The organism is Methanothermococcus okinawensis IH1, from assembly GCF_000179575.2.
GTDB lineage: Archaea > AGJL01 > Methanococci > Methanococcales > Methanococcaceae > Methanofervidicoccus > Methanofervidicoccus okinawensis.
In genome coordinates, this window is the sequence record NC_015636.1 from 1,410,198 (window position 1) to 1,430,949 (window position 20,752).

Sequence of the window (20,752 nt, forward strand, 5' to 3'; positions counted from 1 at the left end):
ATATCGGTGAAAATATGGCAATAACTATTGCAATAGCTTCTGGTAAGGGAGGCACTGGTAAAACTACAATTTCAGCCAATTTATCAGTAGCACTTTCAAAATTTGGAAAAGATGTAATTGTGCTTGATGCAGATATAGCTATGGCTAATTTGGAGCTCGTAATGGGTTTAGATGGGAAACCTATAACATTAAATGATGTTCTTGCAGGTAGTGTAAGTGTAGAGCAGGCTATTTATGAAGGTCCTGCTGGTGTAAAGGTTATTCCGGCCGGTGTATCATTGGATAGTTTCAAAAAAGCTAAACCGGAGAAATTATTAGAGGTATTAACAAAGTTGCATGAGTTAGGGGAGATTATAATAATTGATTGTCCAGCAGGTATTGGAAAAGAAGCATTAACCGCAATATCAACTGCTGAACATCTAATATTGGTGGTAAATCCCGAAATATCATCCATTTCTGATGCTTTAAAGGTTGTAGCTATTTCAAGAAGATTTGAAACTAATATATTGGGAACAATAATTAACAGGACTACCGCAGAGGATTCCGAGCTCAGTGCTAAGGCAATTGAAACAATATTGGAAGTCCCTATACTTGGAATAATTCCTGAAGACCCAAATATAAGGAGATGCGCAGCATTTGGAGAACCTATCGTAATAAGGTACCCTGATTCTCCTGCTTCACAAGCTATAATGCAAATTGCAGCAAGATTAACTGGGAAGGAATATATTCCTAAAAAAACTGAGGAAAAATCGTTTATTAAAAAATTCATTAAAGGATTATTTGGGGGAGGTAAAAAATGATAGATATAACAGTAGTCTTTGCAATAGCTATTATCAGCTTAATACTCAATATCCTTTTATTTACTAAGCTTATGCAGTTAAAAAACGAGTTAGATAATGTTAAACACTCTACAAGACTTACCCGAGAAGAGGTGGAAAAATTAAATGAGAGGTTAAAAAGGATTAAGTCATTATAATTGCAATTGATTTTAAATATTAATTGCTCCAAATTTTATATTATTATAATTGTATTTTATATTATATATTTTAATTATTTATATTTTATATTATTTTAATTATTTTAAATTAAAATATATTGTTGTGATATTATGAAAAGGCTGTTTTTGATAATCTCTCTTTTGATATTGGCAGGCAACTATGGTTATGAGAATATAAATATAAGCCCAAAATTAGTGGATAATACTACGAATAATGTATATATTGAATATAATCTAAATAATTCACTTGCAATACACAATTTTACTTTAAATTTAGTTTCTGATGGGATAGCATTTGAGAATAATACACTAAATATATCCTATGTCGAAGGAGGTAAAGGAATATATAAAAATTTTAGTGGTAAAATTATAAATAAAAGTATAAATGATTACAATATAATTATATCGGTTAGATATGTATTAAATAATTCGTTAATAAGTTATATAAAACATTTTCATGTATATAAGGTAAATAATTCCAAATTAATAAACAATAATGAAACCTTATTAAATACAGAGAATAAATCATCAAAATCAACCCCTAATATCACCAATAATACCAATAACAACAATTCCACAACTATATCAAAAAATGAAACCCATGGTAAAAAGACACACAAAGCAAATTCAATAATAACAAATAATACCAACATCACCAATAACAGCATTACTGCCAATAGCAACAATATAGTCAATAAGCCTTCAAATGATAATAATAATGATAATCAGCTAAATTATGTAGTTTATGGTATAATTGGTTTAATAATGGGTGTTATTTCTGCATTGATAGTAATATATGTTTATAGATTATAATTTCTCCTCCTATTTTTATATTATTATATATTTACAGATACAGCTAATTTAAGGGAAAATTATGGACAACTTAGCCGTCGTAGTAATACCTGCATATAATGAAGAAAAAAATATCTTAAAAGTATTGGATGATTTAAATAAATTAAGTGATTTAAGTGAGCAGTTTGATTCAATAGTTGTAGATGATGGAAGTACCGATGGAACAAAAACGATTATTGAAAATTATATAAAAAATAACTCTCTTAACTATAAAATATACACTATATTTAAAAGCAAAAATGAAGGCAAATCAAAAGCATTAGAAGATGGAACTAAATTTGCGCTAAAACAAGGATATAATTATATAATATATATGGATGGGGATTACCAGCATAAACCAAGAGATATTCCAAAAATGTTTAAAAAATTAAAAAAAACTAATGCAGATGCTGTTTTTGGTATTAGGAAGTATAACCATATTCCATTACATAGGCAAATATCGAATTTTTTGGCAAGTATTTTTATGTCCTTGGTAATTTCGATATATTCTAAAAAAATTTACTTTTTTAGGGATATACAGAGTGGATTTAGGATTATTAAAAGTGATTTTTTAAATGATGCATATTTCGGCGAAGGATATAGTGTAGAGCATATAATAGCCCTCCAATTGGCAAAAAAGAAAGCTAAAATTGTTGAAGAATATATTGAAATTGAATATCATCCTGATGCAACATCCCATATTACAACAAAAAAGATACTTGATGTTATGAAAGAGGTTGCAAAATTTGTACTATTCCATAATAATAAATAAAATAAGTAAATTAATGATTATTATCTTTTAATATTTTTTTAAGCTCATCAAGATGTTTTTTAGTTCCAAATGCATATATAACATCATTTACTTCCAATATAACATTAGGACTGGGGTTAATAATTACATTATCTCCCTTTTTTATGGCAAGTATTGTTGCACCGGAACTCTGCCTTATTTTTGATTCACTGATTGATTTTCCCACAACTACTGAATTGGGTGAAATTGTAAATCTCCCTATCTCCATATCATGGGTGGTGTCCATTAGAGTAGATACAAAGTCTAAAATTTCTGGTTTCAATGTGAGCTCTGCTATTCTTAAACCACCTATGGTATATGGAGAGACCACTCTGTCTGCACCTGCTTTCAAAAGCTTATTAACTGAGGTATCATTATCCACTTTGGCAACAACATAAAGATTTGGATTAAATCCTTTGGCTGAGAGGGTGATAAATAAATTTTCGGCATCTGAACTAACTGATGCAATTAATCCCTTTGCTTTCTTTACACCAGCCCTTTCCAATACATCATCCGATGTAGCATCACCTACAACATATATCAAATTTTTATATCGGTCTAATTCATCTAAAATCTTTTTTTCATCTGCATCAATTACAACAAATGGAACTCCAGCTTTTTCAAATTTTTTAGCCACTATTTTTCCAATTCTTCCAAATCCACATAATATATAGTGATTATTCATCTTTTTTAACTTATTTTGCATTTTTTTCAACCTTAATATTTTTTTGAATTGCCCCTCTATAAAAAATCCTGCAATAGATGCTACGGTATAAGCCATAGCCCCTGTGCCGCATATAACATATATTAATGTTAAAATTCTTCCGTCAAATGTGGTGGGTATAATATCCCCATAACCTACGGTGGACATTGTGATTATTACAACATATAGGGCTGTGAAAAAATCCCAATTCTCAAAATGCATGAGTCCTATGGTTGCTAATAATACAATAGCACATATCGTTCCAATCCCTAATTTTATTCGCTCTAATGATTCCATTTTTTAAATCCCTTATTTATTTTGTAATTTATATCAATATAGTATATCATCTTTTTATTTATTTTAATTTAATAGTTATTTAATAGTTTATTAATTTATATTTTAATAGTATATCTTTTAGTTTAAATGAAAAATTAAGTTAATATAAATACCGCAATAAAGGAAATAGAATAAAATATAGAATAAAAAAGTAATAATAAATAAAAAATAATATAAAAATAAAAGAATAAAAAAGTAATAAGTAAAAAAAGTAAATATAATATGGTGGTAAATAATATGATAGATTCAAAAACTAAGATGTTAGGTCTTATTGGTCATCCTGTTGAGCATTCATTATCCCCTATAATGCATAATGCGGCATTAAGAGATAAAAATCTAAATTATGTTTATCTCGCATTTGATGTTCTTCCAGAAAATTTAAAATATGTTGTTGATGGGTTAAAATCTCTTGGAACAGTGGACGGATTTAATGTAACTATCCCTCACAAAGTAAATATAATGAAATATCTTGACGAAATAGACAGAGAGGCTGAGTTCATAGGTGCAGTAAATACTGTAAAAATAGCAAATAATAAAGCAGTAGGATATAACACCGATGGATTAGGGGCAAGGAGGTCTCTTGAAGAAGAAATTGGAAAGGTAGAAAATAAAAATATCTTAATAGTAGGGGCAGGTGGAGCTGCAAGGGCAGTAGCATTTGAATTTGCAAAAAATAACAATTTAACAATCATAAATAGAACTGTTGAAAAGGCGGAGCTCCTATCAAAAGAAATATCTGAAAAACTAAATAAACCTATATATTACAACAATTTAGATGTAGATATTGATGACTTTGATATAATTATACATACAACACCAATAGGTATGTATCCAAATATTGAAGCTAAACCTATTATAGATACAGATGGGATTAAAGATAATATGGTTGTAATGGATTTAATATATAATCCAAAAGAGACCATACTTTTAAAAGAGGCTAAAAAGCATGGGGCAAAAACAATTAACGGACTTGGGATGCTGGTATATCAAGGAGCAATAGCTTTTGAAATATGGACTGGTGTTAAGCCAGATATTGATATTATGAAAAGGACACTTTATAATTCTTTAAAATACTAATTAAAATATAAATAAAATATTAAAATATTAAAATATAAATATTAACTAATATTAACGGTGAAAAAATGATATCCAACAATTATGAAAAGTTTAAAGGGATGGTTGATGAATTGATAGAAAAATACAAGGGCGATATGGGTTGCCATGTATCATTTACGGGATTTGTAAGAAATTACAATATTGACAAAGAAGGACATAAGATTCCCACCGACAATATGGTAATTCCAGATATTCTTGATATATTGGAAGATATCAGAAAAGATGCAATTGAAAAATTTAACCTTTTAGATGTTGCAATTTACCACAACAAAGGCACTTTAAAAGTTGGAGATGTGGTATCATCTATTTATGTATTTGCAAGGCATAGGAAAGAGGGATTTTTAGCGTGTGAATATATTATTGATAAAATAAAAAAATATCATTAGGTATATTTAATCCCTATTTCTCATTAAAATTAATTTTTTTATCTAATATTTAAAAATATGTAATTTAATACATATGATACTTAATTTAAAACTTCGATTTTTTGGTGGTTTTATGAAGGTATTGCTTTTTGAATATGCAGTAGGCAGTGGTGAAATCGTAGAAAACACTATCTTTGAAGAAGGAAAATTAATGTATGATAAATTACTTAACGACTTTTTAAAGGAGGGTTATTCTGTTATTTCTATTGTTGATAACAAAAATAGCAATTATTATTCCAATTTAAAAAACAGGAATTTAGAGATACATGCACCAGAAGAAAATTATAAATCAAAATTAAATGAATTACTATCCAATAGAGATATAGATATGGCGTTAATAATTGCACCAGAAAGCGACAATATATTATACGATTTAACCAAAATAGTTGAAAAATATGACAATGTTATAAATTTAGGCTCTTCTTCAAAAGGCATTAAGATAGCAGGAAATAAATATTTAACATACAACAAAATTAAGGATTATGTAAAAACACCAAAAACATTTCCATTAAAAAAATATATTGTAAAAGAAATCGATGGTTGCGGAGGAGCTCACCAAATAGTAGATGAAAATTATATTGTCCAAGAGTTTGTAGAAGGGAAACCATATTCAATAAGTTTTATAGTTCAAAATATGGACTATGATAGAAAAATATATCCGTTATGCTTAAATAAGCAATATATAAATAAAAAGTACTGTGGCGGTGAAATAAACATATCTCATCCATTGAAAGATGAAATTATTAAAGAATCAGAAAAAGCATTAAAGAGAATAGAAGGATTAAACGGTTATGTCGGTGTAGATGTTATTGTAAATAATAACGATATATATATACTCGAAATAAACCCACGAATTACAACATCGGTAGCAGGACTAAATATAGAACCCTCACTTGCAAAACTTTTGGTTGATAATGTGTCTAAAAAGGAAAAGGAATTGATATATAAATTAAATAATGGAAAAAAATTTGTTAGGGATGAAACTGGAAAATTTATTTTTAAGCGGTAAATGAATCATGATATTTATTAACTAAATTCTTAACCAATATTGGAGCTATCATTGAGGTTATTAAGGACAACACCACTATGGCAACAAAAAATTCATTGGATATTATGCCGAGCTCCTTGCCAACAGATGCTGCAACAAGGGATGCTGAAATTTTTGGTATGGTTAATAATCCTCCACACATACTTTTTATTTTATCATATCCTACAAGTTTAAATGATATATAGCCAGATATAACTTTTAAAACTACTGCACCGATTATAGTGGCTAAAATTAATCCAACATTACTTAAATTATACAATACTGAGATATTTGTATTCATCCCCAATGCAAAGAAAAATATCGGTATAAAAAAACCATAACCGATGGCATTTAGGTTTTTATTTAGCAATTCGTCATGTTCTTTTTTTGTCAATGATTCTGAAATTGCTATTCCTGTTATAAATGCTCCAATTATTGGGTGAAGGCCTAAATGTTCCCCTATGAGAATAGATATTAATATGATAAATATTACAAAATGTATCTTTTTAATATGTAATTTTTCGAATTTTTCAAATATTATTTTTGAAATATACGGGATTGTTAGTAATAATGCCCCAATATACACCACATCGGAAGTTATAAAATAACCCACATTAAAATTTTGACCATCTGTACTTAATCTGATTATTATCGATAAAATTATAAGGCTGATTAAATCTACCAAAATCGTAGAGCCAAGAACCGTAGTTCCAAATTTTGATTTTGTAAGATTCAATTCATTCATTAATGCATACACTATACCAACAGAATGGGATGAAAATATTATGGCATATAGCAGAGCTCCTATAAAGTTAAGTCCAAACCATGTCCCTATTAAATAACCCCCTATGGCTGGAATGATAAGAGAAAATAAACTTATGAATATGGAACTTTTGAATTCCCTCCTTAAAGTCTCATTATCTACTTCCATACCTGCCAAAAACATTAAAAATATAGCTCCAAATGACGAGAACAACTCTATTACATTATCCGGCTGTATTAGCCCAAGTCCATAAGGTCCAGCAATTATGCCTGCCAACATCACTGAAGTAATACTCGGAACATTGAATCTTTTTAATATTTCAGGCATTATAAATATGAATGAGATTATTATAAAAAACATCAAATAGGCATCCACAATTTCACCAATTGATATATATTAACTATATATAAATTTATAATTAAAATGTTATAAAATTAGAATAGAGTAATAAATATATTTTTCATTTGTTTATTAAAATTATTATTAATTATATTAAATTTTTTAAAATATACCGTAAAAAATATTATTTAATAAAATATAATAAGAAATAAAGATAATAAAATATAGAACATTATAGTTTTTATTTATAATTTTTGTATTGATATTTTTATTTTATAAACTTCCTTGTTAGGGGTTTTTATTTCCCATTCTTGTTCATAATCTGGTTTTATTTCATTTACAAACATACCTCTTACTTCTTTTTCAATGGACTTTAATATATCTTCGTTAAATTCTATGCCTTCTATTTTTACCTTTATTTTCTCTTCAATATCTAAATCCATGTCCTTTCTCATAGATTGAATTCTTCTAATGACCTCCCTCATAAGTCCCTCTTTTATAATATCCTCGGTTAGTTCAATATCCATATATACACTTCCCTTTGAAAATTCCATGCCTACGATGTTTTCTGGAATTTCTATTTTAAATTCGACATATTCGGGTTTTATCTCATATCCATTAATTTCAACTGTTCCCTCTTCTTTTAATTTTTCACTGAGCTCATTTGGATTTATGGAGTTAATGATTTTTACAACATTTGGAACCTCACTTTTGAATACCTTTCCGAGCTCCCTATAATTTGGCTTAACAGTCATGTTTCCTTTGAACTCTTCAACATCTATTTCCTTAACATTGCCCTGCTCTTTTATGATATAGCCATATTTCTCCACCACATTTTCAAGGCTCTTTGGAAGTATTATTTTTGATATTGGGTATCTCAATGTGTGTTTTACCTTATCCCTTCCTCTCAATATGGCATCTACAATTTCCCTTACAACTTCTATATCCTCTTCAAGTGTTTTATTTATATACTTCTCATCAACAGTTATTTTATTCATAAATATACTTTCTGGCATGCCTTGTGTTCTCATGTTTTGATATATCTTTTCACTTATGTGTGGTGCAACAGGTGCTAGAATTGTAATTAACTTCATCAATACATAGTATAATGTTTGATATGCTGAAAGTTTTTCAGGGTCATCCTTTTCCATCCATGTTCTACTTCTTATAAGTTTAATATACCATCTACTTAAATCGTTTAATATGAACTCTCTTAATTTCCATGTATAGGAATGTAAATGAGGCATTTCTAAATCTTCAATTATCTCCTTTGTTAAACTGTTTATTTTACTTATTATCCACTTATCTTCATCCTTTAAATAATTCATATATTCATCGTTTGGCACAAAGTTATCAAGCACCATATAATTTACTGCAAAGGCGTAGGAATTCCAAAGAGTATTGAATAAACTTTTTATTTCACCGAGCTCCTTATATGAGAACCTTATATCTTCCCATGCCTTATTTGCACTGAGTAAATAATATCTCAATAAATCCGCACCATATTCTTCAACTACATCATCTGGATTTACCACATTGCCTAAACTTTTGCTCATTTTGTTTCCGTTTTCATCAAGTGCAAATCCGTGCATCATGCATTTTTTATAGGGTATATCATTGAATACAATTTCACTCAATGCATGCTGGGAGTAGAACCATTTTGTAACCTGGTCGTTTCCTTCAACAATGAAATCAGCTTTTTTAAGTTTTTTTGCATTTATTGATGCATAAGGAGCCAATCCTGAGTCATACCATACATCAAGAACATCAGGCACTCTTTTCATTTCTCCTCCACAGCTACATTTTAAAATAACCTTATCCATTGTAGGTTTATGAAGGTCATCAAGAGGGACATCGTTTATCATCTTTTCCTTTAATTCCTCAACACTTCCTATTACCTCATACTTTCCACATTTTTCACATACCCATATTGGAAGTGGTATTCCCCAATATCTCTGCCTGCTTATATTCCAATCTCCAACAAATTTAACTCCATTTATGTATCTTGTTTCTACCCAATTTGGCACCCAATCAACAGTTTTAGTATGTTCTATTATGTCATCCTTTATCTTTGATATGTTTAAGAACCATTGCTCAGTAGCTCTAAATAAAAGTGGTGTTTTACATCTCCAACAGTGCGGATATGTGTGTTTTATTTTTCCTGCTGAAACTAAAAGATTTTTATCTTTTAAAGTTTTTATAACATGTTCATCAGCATCTTTTACAAACACTCCTTTCCATTTTCCTTCTATATATTTACCTTCATCATCTATTGGAGAGTAAATTGGAACATTGTATCTTTTACCAACTTCAAAGTCCTCTTCACCAAATCCTGGTGCAGTATGAACTAAACCAGTTCCGCCATCCAATGTAACATGCTCTCCCAATACCACAGTATGGACATTTTTTAGTTTTGAAAATTCTTTTTGTTTTTCGTTTTCTTCCAACAATGGATGAATGTATTTTTTACCTTCCAAATCCTTTCCTTTTACAGTTTTTATTATATTATATGATTTTATATTGTTATCTTTACGAGCTCTCTTCATAACTTCTTCAACTAATGCCTCAGCTATTATCAATGTTTCTTTTATTTCTTGCCCATCTCTTTCTAAAACAACTTCAACATAGGCATAATCATAATCTGGATGAACTGAAACAAGAAGATTTGCAATTAAGGTCCATGGGGTTGTTGTCCAGATTACCAAGTATGTGTTTTTTTCTTCTTTATTTTTATTTTTATTTCCTTCTTTAATTTCATCCTCTTCATCCTCTTCGTCCATTAATTTAAATTTAACATAAACTGATGGGTCAAGAACTTCTTTATATTCTCCCCTAACCTCATGCTCTGCCAGTGAAGTTTCACATCTTGGACACCAGTATCCTACCCTCAAATCCTTTGAAAGAAGATTTTTTTCATAGGCCTTTTTTAAACTCCACCATCCTGTTTCTATATAGTCGTTTTTTATAGGTAAATATGCATTTTCCCAATCAAGCCATATACCAAGGTTTTTAAATTGATTTTCCATTATTTCCTTATTTCTCAATGCAAATTCCTTACATTTTTCAATAAATTCTGTTGTTCCAATTTTTGTTTCAATGTCCTTTTTTGATTTTATGTTAAATTCATTTTCAACCTTTACCTCAATAGGAAGACCGTGCATATCCCATCCTGCCTTATCAAGAACATTGTATTTTTGCATTCTCTTAAATCTCAATATTGTGTCTTTTATTGTTTTATTCCATGCAGTTCCTAAATGTATTGCACCAGAACAGTATGGGGGACCATCTACAAAATAATATTCTGGATAGTGCTCATTTAGCTTTTTTACCTTTTGGTATATCTTATTATCTTCCCAAAAATTTTTTATTTCCTTGTCCATTTCTCTAAAATTAACTGCTCCTTTAACCTCTTTCATGCCTTCACCCTTTTATTATTTAATTATTATTATACCATTATTATATCATTATTTGATTTTATCATTTTTTACTTTTATTTTTTGCTGTTTTTATGTTTAATTTAGATTGAGAAGAAGATTTATAAATTTTTTGCTTTTTTGGAGGCCTGCCATTTTTTCTTTTTCGTTCTCTTCTTCATCGCCACCCTTACTTTTATAATATCCTTTTAATGGAGGCATTTTTGGAAGGTCTTCAATAAGATAAGGATACGGTTCATGCCTTTCACTTATCACCACGATATGTGCAGGAGGGTGGATTTTTCTTATTTTATCTATTGCTCTTGGAGCGTTTTCTTCGATTTTAACCAAACATGCTTTTTTGCATGGTTTTTTAATACCTCCAAGTATGTATTTTAGGAGCTCATCCGCAGCCTCTGGAACCATGATTTTTGGCTTTCCAATTATTGTTAATTTTGCATGTCTATGTATATCTGCCAAAGCATTCTTAATCTTTTCGTAATTGTCGCCCCGTATGAGTAGTAATACCATAGCTTCTTCACCGTGTTTCTTTTAATTATTTAAAAAATAAATAAAAAATAAAAAATAAAATAATTTAATGTAAATTATGTTTTATCTTTTTTAAATGTTTTTGATTTATAAAGTTAAATTATTTATCAAAATGTTTTGCATTATGAAGTTAATGGATAATCTCGATATAATTCAATAGCCTGTTTAAAAATTATATCTGTTAATTCATCCATATTTTTCTGTTTTAATATTTTATGTTTTATATCATATTTTCTCAATATACGTTTTATAGATGCTCTAACTCTTGCTTTTGAGCTCTCATATCTAAACCAATCTGTGGATAAATTTTTCTTTATTTTTTCGGTAATTTCCCTTACAATTTCTATAATAATTTCCATTTCATCGTCGTTTAAATTTGAATTGCTATATAAGTATATTAGAGCATCATAAAATACCTCTTCTTCATCAGTTAAACCAAGTTTTTTAGCATTATCTGAGGAATACTTCAATTCCTCAGCGATATTCATAAGCTGCTCCATTACCTGTTCAACAGTAATTAATCTATTGTTATATTTTCTTATAGCTTCCTCTATTTTTTCTTGAAAAGATTTTCTTTTAATTCTATTTCGTTTAAGTAATACTTTTACCTGGTCATTTAGTAGTTTTTCTAAAACCTTAACTTGAACATCCTTAACCTTAATATTATTAAGATATTTTAAAAATTTGGGGTCAAATATCGATATAGATTTAGTATCCTTTAATCCAAAGATATTTATAACATCTTTTGCTTGGATGCTTCTATTTACGAGCTCTATAAGTGCATCTTCTAAGGAGTCCGATATTTCGTTATTTTTGGTGTAGGTATAATTTCTAAGATTTTTTGCTACCAATTGGAAAAATTCTAAATCATCCCTAATTTTCATTGCCTCAGGGTGTGGGCTCACAAGTGCATGAACCTTTGTTAATTCCGATACCAATTTTAAATAATTTCTTAAAATTCCTTTTTCTTTTTTGTCATCCTCTGTGATTTTGTAATATGCCATCTGTATAAGTTTTGCGAGCTCCGTATTTGATAAGGATTTCCAATTGGAATAATCTATTTTATTTAGATACAGCCTTGCTATATCATACTTATCTTTCATTAGCTTTAACGCTTCGTTAAGTGGGAGCATGGTTTCTTTTACAACTTTTCCACTGTATCTATCAAGCGATTTTTTAAGGTCGTCGGTAATTCCAATATAATCGATTATCCAGCCACCTGCTTTATTGGGATACACCCTATTTACTCTTGCAACTGCCTGTAATAGATTGTGGTTTTTCATAGGTTTATCAATATACATCCTATCCACAACAGGCACATCAAAACCTGTGAGCCACATATCCACAACTATAACAATTTTTAAAGGGTCATTGGGATTTTTAAATCTTTCTGCGAGCTCCTCCAATTCATGCTTTGTTCGTATATGCTCCCAAAATTTCTTAGGGTCGTGGCTTTTATTTCCAGACATTACTACGGCTATTTCCGGGCAATCTTTTATTTTTTTCATATAGTTATACATTTCTACGGCGGCATTTCTGCTTATACATACGACCATGGCTTTTGTATTTAATTCTTTGCCGTTAAAGTGGGTAATAATATCTTTTGCTATTTTTTCCATTCTTGATGGTGTTGTAATAAGGGTTTCAACTGCTGAAAATCTTCTTTTTATATTTTCTTCCTTTGAATTTTCCAACTCTTTTGTTATGTTTTCAAAATCCAAATCCAAATATTCATTTGAAAGATGGAGCTCTGAAAATCTTGCCTCATAGTAAATAGGAACAATAGCCCCATCCTCTGTCGCATCCTTTATAGTATATATTCCTGCGTAATCTCCAAAAGTATTTGTTGTAGATTTATCTTCAAGTTCTATTGGCGTTCCTGTGAATCCAATAAACATTGCATTTGGTAGAGCTCCTCTTATGTTCTGGGCAAGTTTTTTATATTGGCTCCTATGTGCCTCATCTGCAATCACTATAATGTTATTTCTATCTGAGATTTTAGGGAATATATTATCTTTATTATTATTTCCTTTTTCATCCTTTGTTAGTTGGAATTTTTGAATGGTTGTAAATATTATGTCCCCCGATTTAATGTTTAACTTGTCCCTAAGGTCTTCTATTGATTCTGCCTTTTTTCCGTATGTTCCTAACTCAGTTTTTATAAAGGTTTTATAAATTTGGTCGTCTAAATCGTTTCTATCGGTTAAAATTAATATTGTTGGATTATTTAGTTCTGGAAGTTTTATAATTTTTCTCGTGTAAAATAACATGGATAAAGATTTACCGCTTCCCTGTGTGTGCCAAAATGTTCCGATTCTCTTATCTTTTGAGTTTATGGCTTTCAGGGTTCTATTTACTGCTTTTCTAACATCGTAAAACTGGTGATACATAGCTATTTTTTTAATAATTTGTTTTTTGTCGATTTCATATACTATAAAATCCTGAATATATTCTAAAAGCCTTTTTCTATTGAATAATCCTTTAATTAAAACCTCTAATGAAGGGGTTGTTTTTTCCTCGTAGTCGTATTTATCGTTAATCCCCCTCCATTTTGAAAATCTTTCGTAATTTGCTGTGATACTTCCTATTTTAGTTTTCAATAGGTTGCTTATTACTAATATTTCGTTGTAGTAGAATATTTGGGGTGCGAGCTCCTTATAATTTTGAATTTGTTTATATGCACTTTTTATGGATGAGTTGGCTGGATTTTTAAATTCAAATAATGCTATCGGTAATCCATTAATAAATAGGATTAAATCAAATCTTACTCCATCCTTATTTTCTTCCTTTACCACAAATTGATTTGATATTAAAAAAGAGTTATTATTTATATTGTTAAAATCTATTAATTTTACTATATCAGCTTTTATATTGCCTTCTTTGTCCCTATATTCTATGGGTATTCCGTTTATAAGTAATCTATGAAAATTATAGTTTGCCTCTTCTATGCTTATGTTTGATAATGATATTATTCGTTTATATACTTCTTTTAGTGCGGCATCTGGAATAGTTGGATTTAATGTTCTTATGGCTTTTAGAAATCTTTCTTTTAAAATCACATCTGCGAAGGTTTCCCTTTCTCCTTTTTCTGGGGTGAGCTCCTTTCCATGTATATATTGGTATCCCTCCCCATCACTTAACCAATTTATAGCGGGCTGTTCTACTATCTTATCTTCGCTGGTATTTCCCATTCTATCACCTAATATATATTCCCCTCGGAGCTCCGACTTATATATTATTCACTCTTTTAAAATTTTTTCAATGATGGGTTTTAGTTTTGGAATTTTATTTATTACTACATCATAAACTAAATAATAATCTACCCCGAAGTATTTATGAATTAAAACATCCCTCATGCCTGCGATATTTCGCCATTGTATTTCTGGATGAGAATCTCTTATTTCATTTGGTATGTTTTTAACAGCTTCACCAATTATTTCCAAACTTCGAACAAATGCTCGTTTTAATGTTTCGTCTTCTATAAATGTATTATAATCTAAGTTATGTGATGTGTTTAGCAAATATTCACACTCATCGAGTATATGTAGTAAGTATTTTCTTTTATCCTTCAATATACTCAACCTCTGATAGTATCTCATTTCTTAAATGCTTAGAAATGCTTTCTTTGGTTAATAAATCAACATCTGTTTTAAAAATATCTTTTAAATAATAGTAAAGATTCATAAAATTATCAAAATTTTTGTATCCTTCTTCAAACTCAACTAATATGTCTATATCTGATGTTTCCTTTTGTTCCCCTCTTGCATAACTTCCAAATATTCCGATAGTTTTAACCTTATATTTTTCTCTTAGTTCCTTTTTATGTTCTAAGATAATCTTTTTAATTTCGTTTAAGGTTTTCATATAATCACCTTCGGAGCTCCGATAAGTTCCGTAAATTAAAAGATAAATCAAACATTTTTTTATAAATAAATATAAAGTTTATATTTTAAAATTAATTGGATATATTATGGTTTTACTCTAATTTTCCCTGTGATAAGTTTAGGTAGTAGTGTATCTCTTATTTTAGTTAAGGTTTGGATTTCTTTTTGATTATTTAAAATTTGGTTAAATATGGGTTTTGTTAAATCTCCAAATAATTTTAAAATTCTTTTCATCTCATCTATTTTTTTAGGTAATGTTATTTTCATGTGTTCTACTGATTTTCCAGCATGTAATATAGTTGTCCCACTAGCATAATTCTTTATAGTGTTTTGAATATTATCACTTTTTAAAAGACAGTATATATACATATTTGGAATATCGTATTCTGATATTGGACATACTTTACGTATTCCTGATGAATAAGCACCATTATATCCAAATTTTACAACACCCAAACTTCCATCTAATGATATTATAATATCCTCAGAATTCAAAATTTTATTTTTTGCCATTTCTTTTGGAATATATACCTTTTCAGAATTAGAATTTAAATCTCTAATTCGAATAAATCTAATATGGTTTTCTTTTTTTATAAGTGTATAATATTTAGAACCTGGTTCAATCCCCCTTATAAAGTTCAATATATTTTTTATAGGTTTGATACTCCAACCCTTCGGTATCTCTCCGAGCTCGCTATTTATAAACTCTCCACCAGAACTTTTATATGGTTTTCCTTCTTCGTTTGGAAATTCAAAATCTATAAACCATCTTTTAAAAATTGTTTTTGCCATTTCTTCTAATGTTTTATTCATTTTAATGTTTAATTCAATTTTATCATCTAAACTTGATAATATTTCGGCTATTTTTTGCTGTTCTTTAAGTGGTGGAAGTAGGATTTCTAAATTTTTTATAGTGGTTCCAGATATTTCCTTAAAAGTGGAACCTCCAGCCAAACTTTCTAATACTTTTTTCTTAGTTTTTAACCAATAATAAAGAAATTCATAGTTTAATTTATCTTCATTAGTTATAAAACTTCTAAATCCTTGATTAGTTGTAAGTTCATTTTTAGCAATAGCCACATAACCAATTGGTGCTCGGGATGATAATAAAATGGTTCCAGGAGGTAGTAATTTTGCAGAAGAATTTTTAAGCCCTTCTCGACTTATGTTTCTTTCTCCCTTACATATATATTTAAAAATATAATTAGATAAATCCTTGGGAGTAATCCATGGTATATCACCGTTCCAATATTCAGATTTTTTAGTGGAAGGAGTCCCACCCCCTATAACATTTGCAACTTCTCCCAATTTTCGAACTTCCCAACCATCAGGTAAATATAAATCGTCCATAATATCACAACATATAAATTTATTAATAATAAAAATTAAAATTATGCCTTAAATCCCAATTCACTTAAATTATTCTTTATTCTTTCTTCTAATTCTCTCGATTTTTTAAAGTGTTCTGATAATTCCTTAGTCAATCTTTCCATTTTATCTTCAAAAGGTTCTGAGTCTTCTTCAACATCTGCAATTCCAACATAACGCCCAGGAGTTAAAATATAATCTTGTTCTCTTATTTCATCTATCGTAGCAACTTTACAGAATCCCTTTTCATCCTTATAATCTGGATAGCCATCCTCTCCCCTATAACATCTATAAACATCAGCTATTTTTTTAATCTGTTCATCTGAAAATTCGTTCTGATTTCTTGCTACGGGGGTGTAAATTTCCCTTGCATCTATAAATAGAGTTTCCCATTTCCTACTTCTAAACCTTCCATTCTCTTTGTTTTTGTCTATTACCCATATACAAGCGGGAATTTGCGTAGTATAAAACATCTTATTAGGTAGTGATATTATACAATCTACAATACCTTCTTCTATTATCTTTTTTCTTATCTCCCCTTCTTTACCACCAGCAGATAGGGAACCATTAGCCATAATAAAAGCAGCTATGCCATTATCCGATAAATGATAAATAAAATGCTGTATCCATAAAAAGTTTGCATTCCCACTTTTTGCATTTTCTGCCTTTTTTGGAACAATTCCATAGGGAAACCTTACATCTCCTTCCAAAACCTTTTGGTCATAATCCTTGTAGTTAAACGGCGGATTTGTAATAATATAATCTGCTTTTAAATCCCTATGTTTATCATTTGATAGCGTGTCTCCCTGTTTTATCTGGTCATGGGATAATCTATGTATCGCAAGGTTCATTTTACATATTCTAACATTTGAGGAATTCAACTCCTGACCATATATTGCTAAATCTATACCATTTCCATTTTTTAAATACTCCTTTACAAACTTAGAGCTCTGAACAAACATTCCACCACTACCACATGCAGGGTCGTATATTCTACCTCTTAACGGCTCCACCAACTCAACAAGCAGTTTTACAATACATTCAGGAGTAAAGAACTCACCCCCTTTCTGCCCCAATTTCTGGGAAAAGTTCCTCATAAAATACCCATAAATTGTTCCGAATACATCCCCTATACTTTCATCCTTGTTTTCTATAAATTCCTTATAATTAATATTATTAAATAAATCAAGTAATGCCCCTAATTTCTCATGTGGAATTTCTGCCCTTACATATTCCTTAGGTAATACTCCCTTTAATTTACTGTTATGTTTTTCAAGCAAAATCATTGCATCATCCAATAACTTGGCAATATTTGGATTTTTCGCATTTTTTATTAAATAATCCCACCTTGATTGTTCAGGAACATAAAAAACATTTTCAGAAATATATTCCTCATTATCTTCTAAAAGTCCTATGAGCTCATCTTCTGTTTCACAATAATAATCACTTTTGGGATTTTTAGATAAATCAATTAATTCTCTTCTTCTTTCTTCAAACATATCAGAAGCATATTTTAAGAATATAATGCCCAATACTATATCTTTATATCTTGAAGGGTCAACACTACCCCTTAGTTTTTCAGCACTACCCCATAATGTTTTTTCAAGTTTTTTTAACATTTCCTGTTTCTTCTTTAACTTCATATTATCCCTTTTTTAAATAATAGCAGATATTAAAATAAAGTAATTTAATGTAAATTATGTTTTATCTTTTTTAAATGTTTTTTATTTTAAAGTTAAATAACTGTAATAACGAATATGTTAATTTTACTAAATATAAATTAATAAATATTAAATAAATATTAATATATTAATTAAATCTTCTTTCCATAGACATTTAAATATTCTTTAAGTATAAATGGAAAATCCCTTGCCTTAACAAATCTCAATCCAAGGCGTTGAGCCCATTTTTCAATACCTTCATCACTTGCCACCACTGCGGCGTCGAGCTCCTTTGCAAGTAATAGCACATCTAAATCTGGGGCACTATCAAGAGTTCCAGTTCTCAAAGCACTTCTATATTTATTCCTAAATGAATTTACAGTTTTTGATAAAACATCATCTATTAATAATTTTTTATCTTTCTTATCTTTTTCATCCTTTAACTTGTCATCCTGTGAAAGCACATAAGCTTCTGATGCTGTTTCATACATTGCATTTTCACTTATTCTCATGCCTTTGTTTATTCTTTCCCTTAAATCCTTTATATATTCATAAAGTATCTCTGCTGGGAGTTTTATTTCATACCTATTTGGTGTTTTCTTTACAAGCCAAGTATCTACTTTAATTAAAATTTCTTCTGGACACCCCTCCCTTTTCAAAAATCCTGCGAGCTCATCATATACACTTGGATACGGAATATGGCATGAAATATCCAAATGAACCCTTGATTCTGATATTAAATCAAGTATCATCTCAGCAGATTCAGAAATCGTATTTGCCCCAAGCGATTTTCTAACCTCACTATCTGTAATTGCCGTAGTATCCAAACAAAATCTTTGTTTTTGCAAAATATCACCATTTTATATTATTTAATTATTTAATTAAAAATCGTCATTTACTGCAAGTATTTTTATCTTTGAAGGATAATTTTTTATATATTCAGAAATAATTTTATTATCTATTCGAGCTTCGAGCTTTGATATGATTCTCTCTTTATAATGTCTTGAAAATCCATAGGGAATAGCATTTTTTATCTCATCAACAGTAGTATAAGGCCTGTTCTTTTCTAAATATTCTGCTATATGTTTTGGAATATATCTTTTTAAATCATATTCATTTGCAGTTTCCAGTATCCTATCTTCAAACCTTTTTAAAATAATACTATTAAGTTTCCCTTTATCATAATATCTCTTTAAAATATTTAATGTGGTTTCTGGAAGCATATTTCTTATCTCATCAAATTTTCCGTTAAGTATGCTTTCTCTAATTTTAGTCCCACTTATGCCTTCTATTCGTTTTATAAAAACAAATTTTGGATTAAAATTGATATTGTAGTTTTTATTAACTTTATAAATAGTATTTGACATAGAAGCTATAACATAATTATCTATTTCAAGTTTTTCACATAGGAGCTCACCCGTTTCAATGCATGATACATTATAGGGCTTAACTTTTATATGGTATCCACTATTTATACAGTTTATGACCTTTTCCATGGCATTTTCCTCAATATGCCCTCTTGGTATAATTTCCGCCCCTATGTTATAAAACATCTTTATAAGACACTGCATATATTGACCAGAGCCCATTATTCCCATAGGAGGACCTTCAACAACCACATCTGCACCAGCTTTTATAGCCATTTCAGAACGGATATATCTATCAACAAGATATGGAATGCCTCTTCCACTTCTTTCAAGCGGTGCTGGAAGAATACTTATAAAGATACCGTATTTTTTACCTTCATTTAAGCAGTATTTATGCCCATTATGTAATGGATTGTATTCTGTGAAATCTGCAACAATATTACTTGGTTTTTCTTCCCCCTCTTTTTTGGATTTGATATTATCAATAATCTTTTTTAGATGGTTTATACAATTATTATCCTTTTCTTTTGAATACTTTATTATTTCATTCCTATCCTTTAAAAAATTTTTTAAATGTGAGCTCATATTACCCTCTTACATTTTTATGTTTTATATTAATTTTCTACGAATTATTTTTTAAATACTTTAAAATATTACTTTAAGATATAAGTTTAAGATAATTTAAGATACCTACTTATATAATATACTAATTAACGGTAGTGTAAAAATAATCACTAAACCAAAATCTTTATATATGATAGTTGCATTGGTTATTTTGCTGAAATATCATGGGAAAGAAAAACCCATAAGCTTATAATATAAGAAATATCAAAAGCACATTGGGCCCATGGTCTAGTTGGCTATGACATCGCCCTTACAAGGCGAGGGTCGCCGGTTCGAATCCGGCTGGGCCCACTATTTTTATTTTAGGAGCATATATTCATTAATATACATACACTATTTATTAGGTTCCAACCGACACGAATGTGGAGGTTGGATTTTGCTTGGCGAGCTTTTTTAAAGCTCGCTTAGGAATATATATTCATTAATATACATATATAGATTTAATTAATAATAAGAATATATAATAAGAAAATAAGAATAATAAAATAAAAAGTAATAGAAAATAAATAGATACTCATAATCCTAAAAAAATAAAATTAAAACAATAAAAAAGATAAAT

At 29.2% G+C, this 20,752-nt stretch carries 18 protein-coding genes and 1 tRNA gene; 8 read left to right on the forward strand and 11 right to left on the reverse strand.

All coding sequences use genetic code 11. The features are described 5' to 3' along the window. The first annotated feature begins 14 nt into the window (after positions 1 to 14). From minD to METOK_RS06975, 4 genes are all read left to right on the forward strand, one after another. Positions 15 to 800, forward strand: a complete 786-nt coding sequence (gene minD, locus METOK_RS06960) for a cell division ATPase MinD (protein WP_013867514.1) — start codon at positions 15 to 17, stop codon at positions 798 to 800. After that, the gene (locus METOK_RS06965; RefSeq protein WP_013867515.1) at positions 797 to 976 is read left to right on the forward strand and encodes a hypothetical protein; all 180 of its coding nucleotides are present in this window, start codon (positions 797 to 799) and stop codon (positions 974 to 976) included. The genes minD and METOK_RS06965 overlap by 4 nt, the downstream gene beginning before the upstream one ends. Before the next feature lie 132 nt (positions 977 to 1,108). Beyond that, positions 1,109 to 1,810, forward strand: a complete 702-nt coding sequence (locus METOK_RS06970) for a hypothetical protein (protein ID WP_013867516.1) — start codon at positions 1,109 to 1,111, stop codon at positions 1,808 to 1,810. 61 nt (positions 1,811 to 1,871) lie between these two features. Then, entirely contained in the window at positions 1,872 to 2,600 is a 729-nt protein-coding gene (locus tag METOK_RS06975; protein WP_013867517.1) for a glycosyltransferase family 2 protein, read from the forward strand. Between the two features lie 10 nt (positions 2,601 to 2,610). Here the strand turns inward: METOK_RS06975 and METOK_RS06980 are convergent, their stop codons facing one another. After that, complete coding sequence (locus tag METOK_RS06980) at positions 2,611 to 3,618, reverse strand: potassium channel family protein (RefSeq protein ID WP_013867518.1); 1,008 nt, start codon at positions 3,616 to 3,618, stop codon at positions 2,611 to 2,613. 276 nt (positions 3,619 to 3,894) lie between these two features. Here METOK_RS06980 and aroE point away from each other — a divergent pair, with 276 nt between their 5' ends. The 3 genes from aroE to mfnD all read left to right on the forward strand — a co-directional run bounded on the left by aroE (position 3,895) and on the right by mfnD (position 6,207). Then, positions 3,895 to 4,734, forward strand: coding sequence for a shikimate dehydrogenase (aroE, locus tag METOK_RS06985; protein ID WP_013867519.1), 840 nt, complete (start codon positions 3,895 to 3,897; stop codon positions 4,732 to 4,734). A gap of 65 nt (positions 4,735 to 4,799) precedes the next feature. Next, positions 4,800 to 5,159, forward strand: coding sequence for a molybdenum cofactor biosynthesis protein MoaE (locus METOK_RS06990; RefSeq protein ID WP_013867520.1), 360 nt, complete (start codon positions 4,800 to 4,802; stop codon positions 5,157 to 5,159). A gap of 112 nt (positions 5,160 to 5,271) precedes the next feature. Next, positions 5,272 to 6,207, forward strand: coding sequence for a tyramine--L-glutamate ligase (mfnD, locus tag METOK_RS06995; RefSeq protein WP_013867521.1), 936 nt, complete (start codon positions 5,272 to 5,274; stop codon positions 6,205 to 6,207). Here the strand turns inward: mfnD and METOK_RS07000 are convergent. From METOK_RS07000 to METOK_RS07045, 10 genes are all read right to left on the reverse strand, one after another. Then, positions 6,197 to 7,363 (reverse strand): cation:proton antiporter, encoded by a 1,167-nt coding sequence (locus METOK_RS07000; protein WP_048057941.1) that lies wholly within the window; start codon positions 7,361 to 7,363, stop codon positions 6,197 to 6,199. The two genes, mfnD and METOK_RS07000, sit on opposite strands and share 11 nt — an antisense overlap. Positions 7,364 to 7,572: 209 nt before the next feature. Further along, positions 7,573 to 10,743, reverse strand: a complete 3,171-nt coding sequence (gene ileS / locus METOK_RS07005) for an isoleucine--tRNA ligase (protein ID WP_013867523.1) — start codon at positions 10,741 to 10,743, stop codon at positions 7,573 to 7,575. Positions 10,744 to 10,839: 96 nt separating this feature from the next. Beyond that, positions 10,840 to 11,271, reverse strand: a complete 432-nt coding sequence (locus tag METOK_RS07010; protein ID WP_013867524.1) for a DUF356 domain-containing protein — start codon at positions 11,269 to 11,271, stop codon at positions 10,840 to 10,842. A gap of 140 nt (positions 11,272 to 11,411) precedes the next feature. Next, positions 11,412 to 14,480 carry a type I restriction endonuclease subunit R gene (locus METOK_RS07015; RefSeq protein ID WP_013867525.1) on the reverse strand — a complete coding sequence of 1,023 codons (3,069 nt, stop codon included), beginning with the start codon at positions 14,478 to 14,480 and terminating at the stop codon, positions 11,412 to 11,414. Positions 14,481 to 14,528: 48 nt separating this feature from the next. After that, a complete protein-coding gene (locus METOK_RS07020) occupies positions 14,529 to 14,888 on the reverse strand; it encodes a HepT-like ribonuclease domain-containing protein (RefSeq protein WP_013867526.1) in 360 nt (119 codons plus the stop codon). Then, positions 14,851 to 15,153 carry a nucleotidyltransferase family protein gene (locus METOK_RS07025; protein WP_013867527.1) on the reverse strand — a complete coding sequence of 101 codons (303 nt, stop codon included), beginning with the start codon at positions 15,151 to 15,153 and terminating at the stop codon, positions 14,851 to 14,853. Before METOK_RS07025 ends, METOK_RS07020 begins: the two co-directional genes overlap by 38 nt. 104 nt (positions 15,154 to 15,257) lie before the next feature. Further along, on the reverse strand, positions 15,258 to 16,523 hold the full coding sequence (locus tag METOK_RS07030) for a restriction endonuclease subunit S (RefSeq protein WP_013867528.1): 1,266 nt from the start codon (positions 16,521 to 16,523) through the stop codon (positions 15,258 to 15,260). A gap of 41 nt (positions 16,524 to 16,564) precedes the next feature. Then, a complete protein-coding gene (locus tag METOK_RS07035) occupies positions 16,565 to 18,184 on the reverse strand; it encodes a type I restriction-modification system subunit M (RefSeq protein WP_013867529.1) in 1,620 nt (539 codons plus the stop codon). 170 nt (positions 18,185 to 18,354) lie between these two features. Further along, positions 18,355 to 19,050, reverse strand: a complete 696-nt coding sequence (locus METOK_RS07040) for an RNA ligase partner protein (RefSeq protein WP_013867530.1) — start codon at positions 19,048 to 19,050, stop codon at positions 18,355 to 18,357. A gap of 33 nt (positions 19,051 to 19,083) precedes the next feature. Beyond that, complete coding sequence (locus tag METOK_RS07045; protein ID WP_013867531.1) at positions 19,084 to 20,154, reverse strand: nucleotidyltransferase family protein; 1,071 nt, start codon at positions 20,152 to 20,154, stop codon at positions 19,084 to 19,086. Between the two features lie 256 nt (positions 20,155 to 20,410). Between METOK_RS07045 and METOK_RS07050 the strand changes: the two genes are divergently transcribed. Beyond that, positions 20,411 to 20,484: transfer RNA gene (locus tag METOK_RS07050), tRNA-Val, on the forward strand. The last annotated feature ends 268 nt before the right edge of the window (positions 20,485 to 20,752 follow it).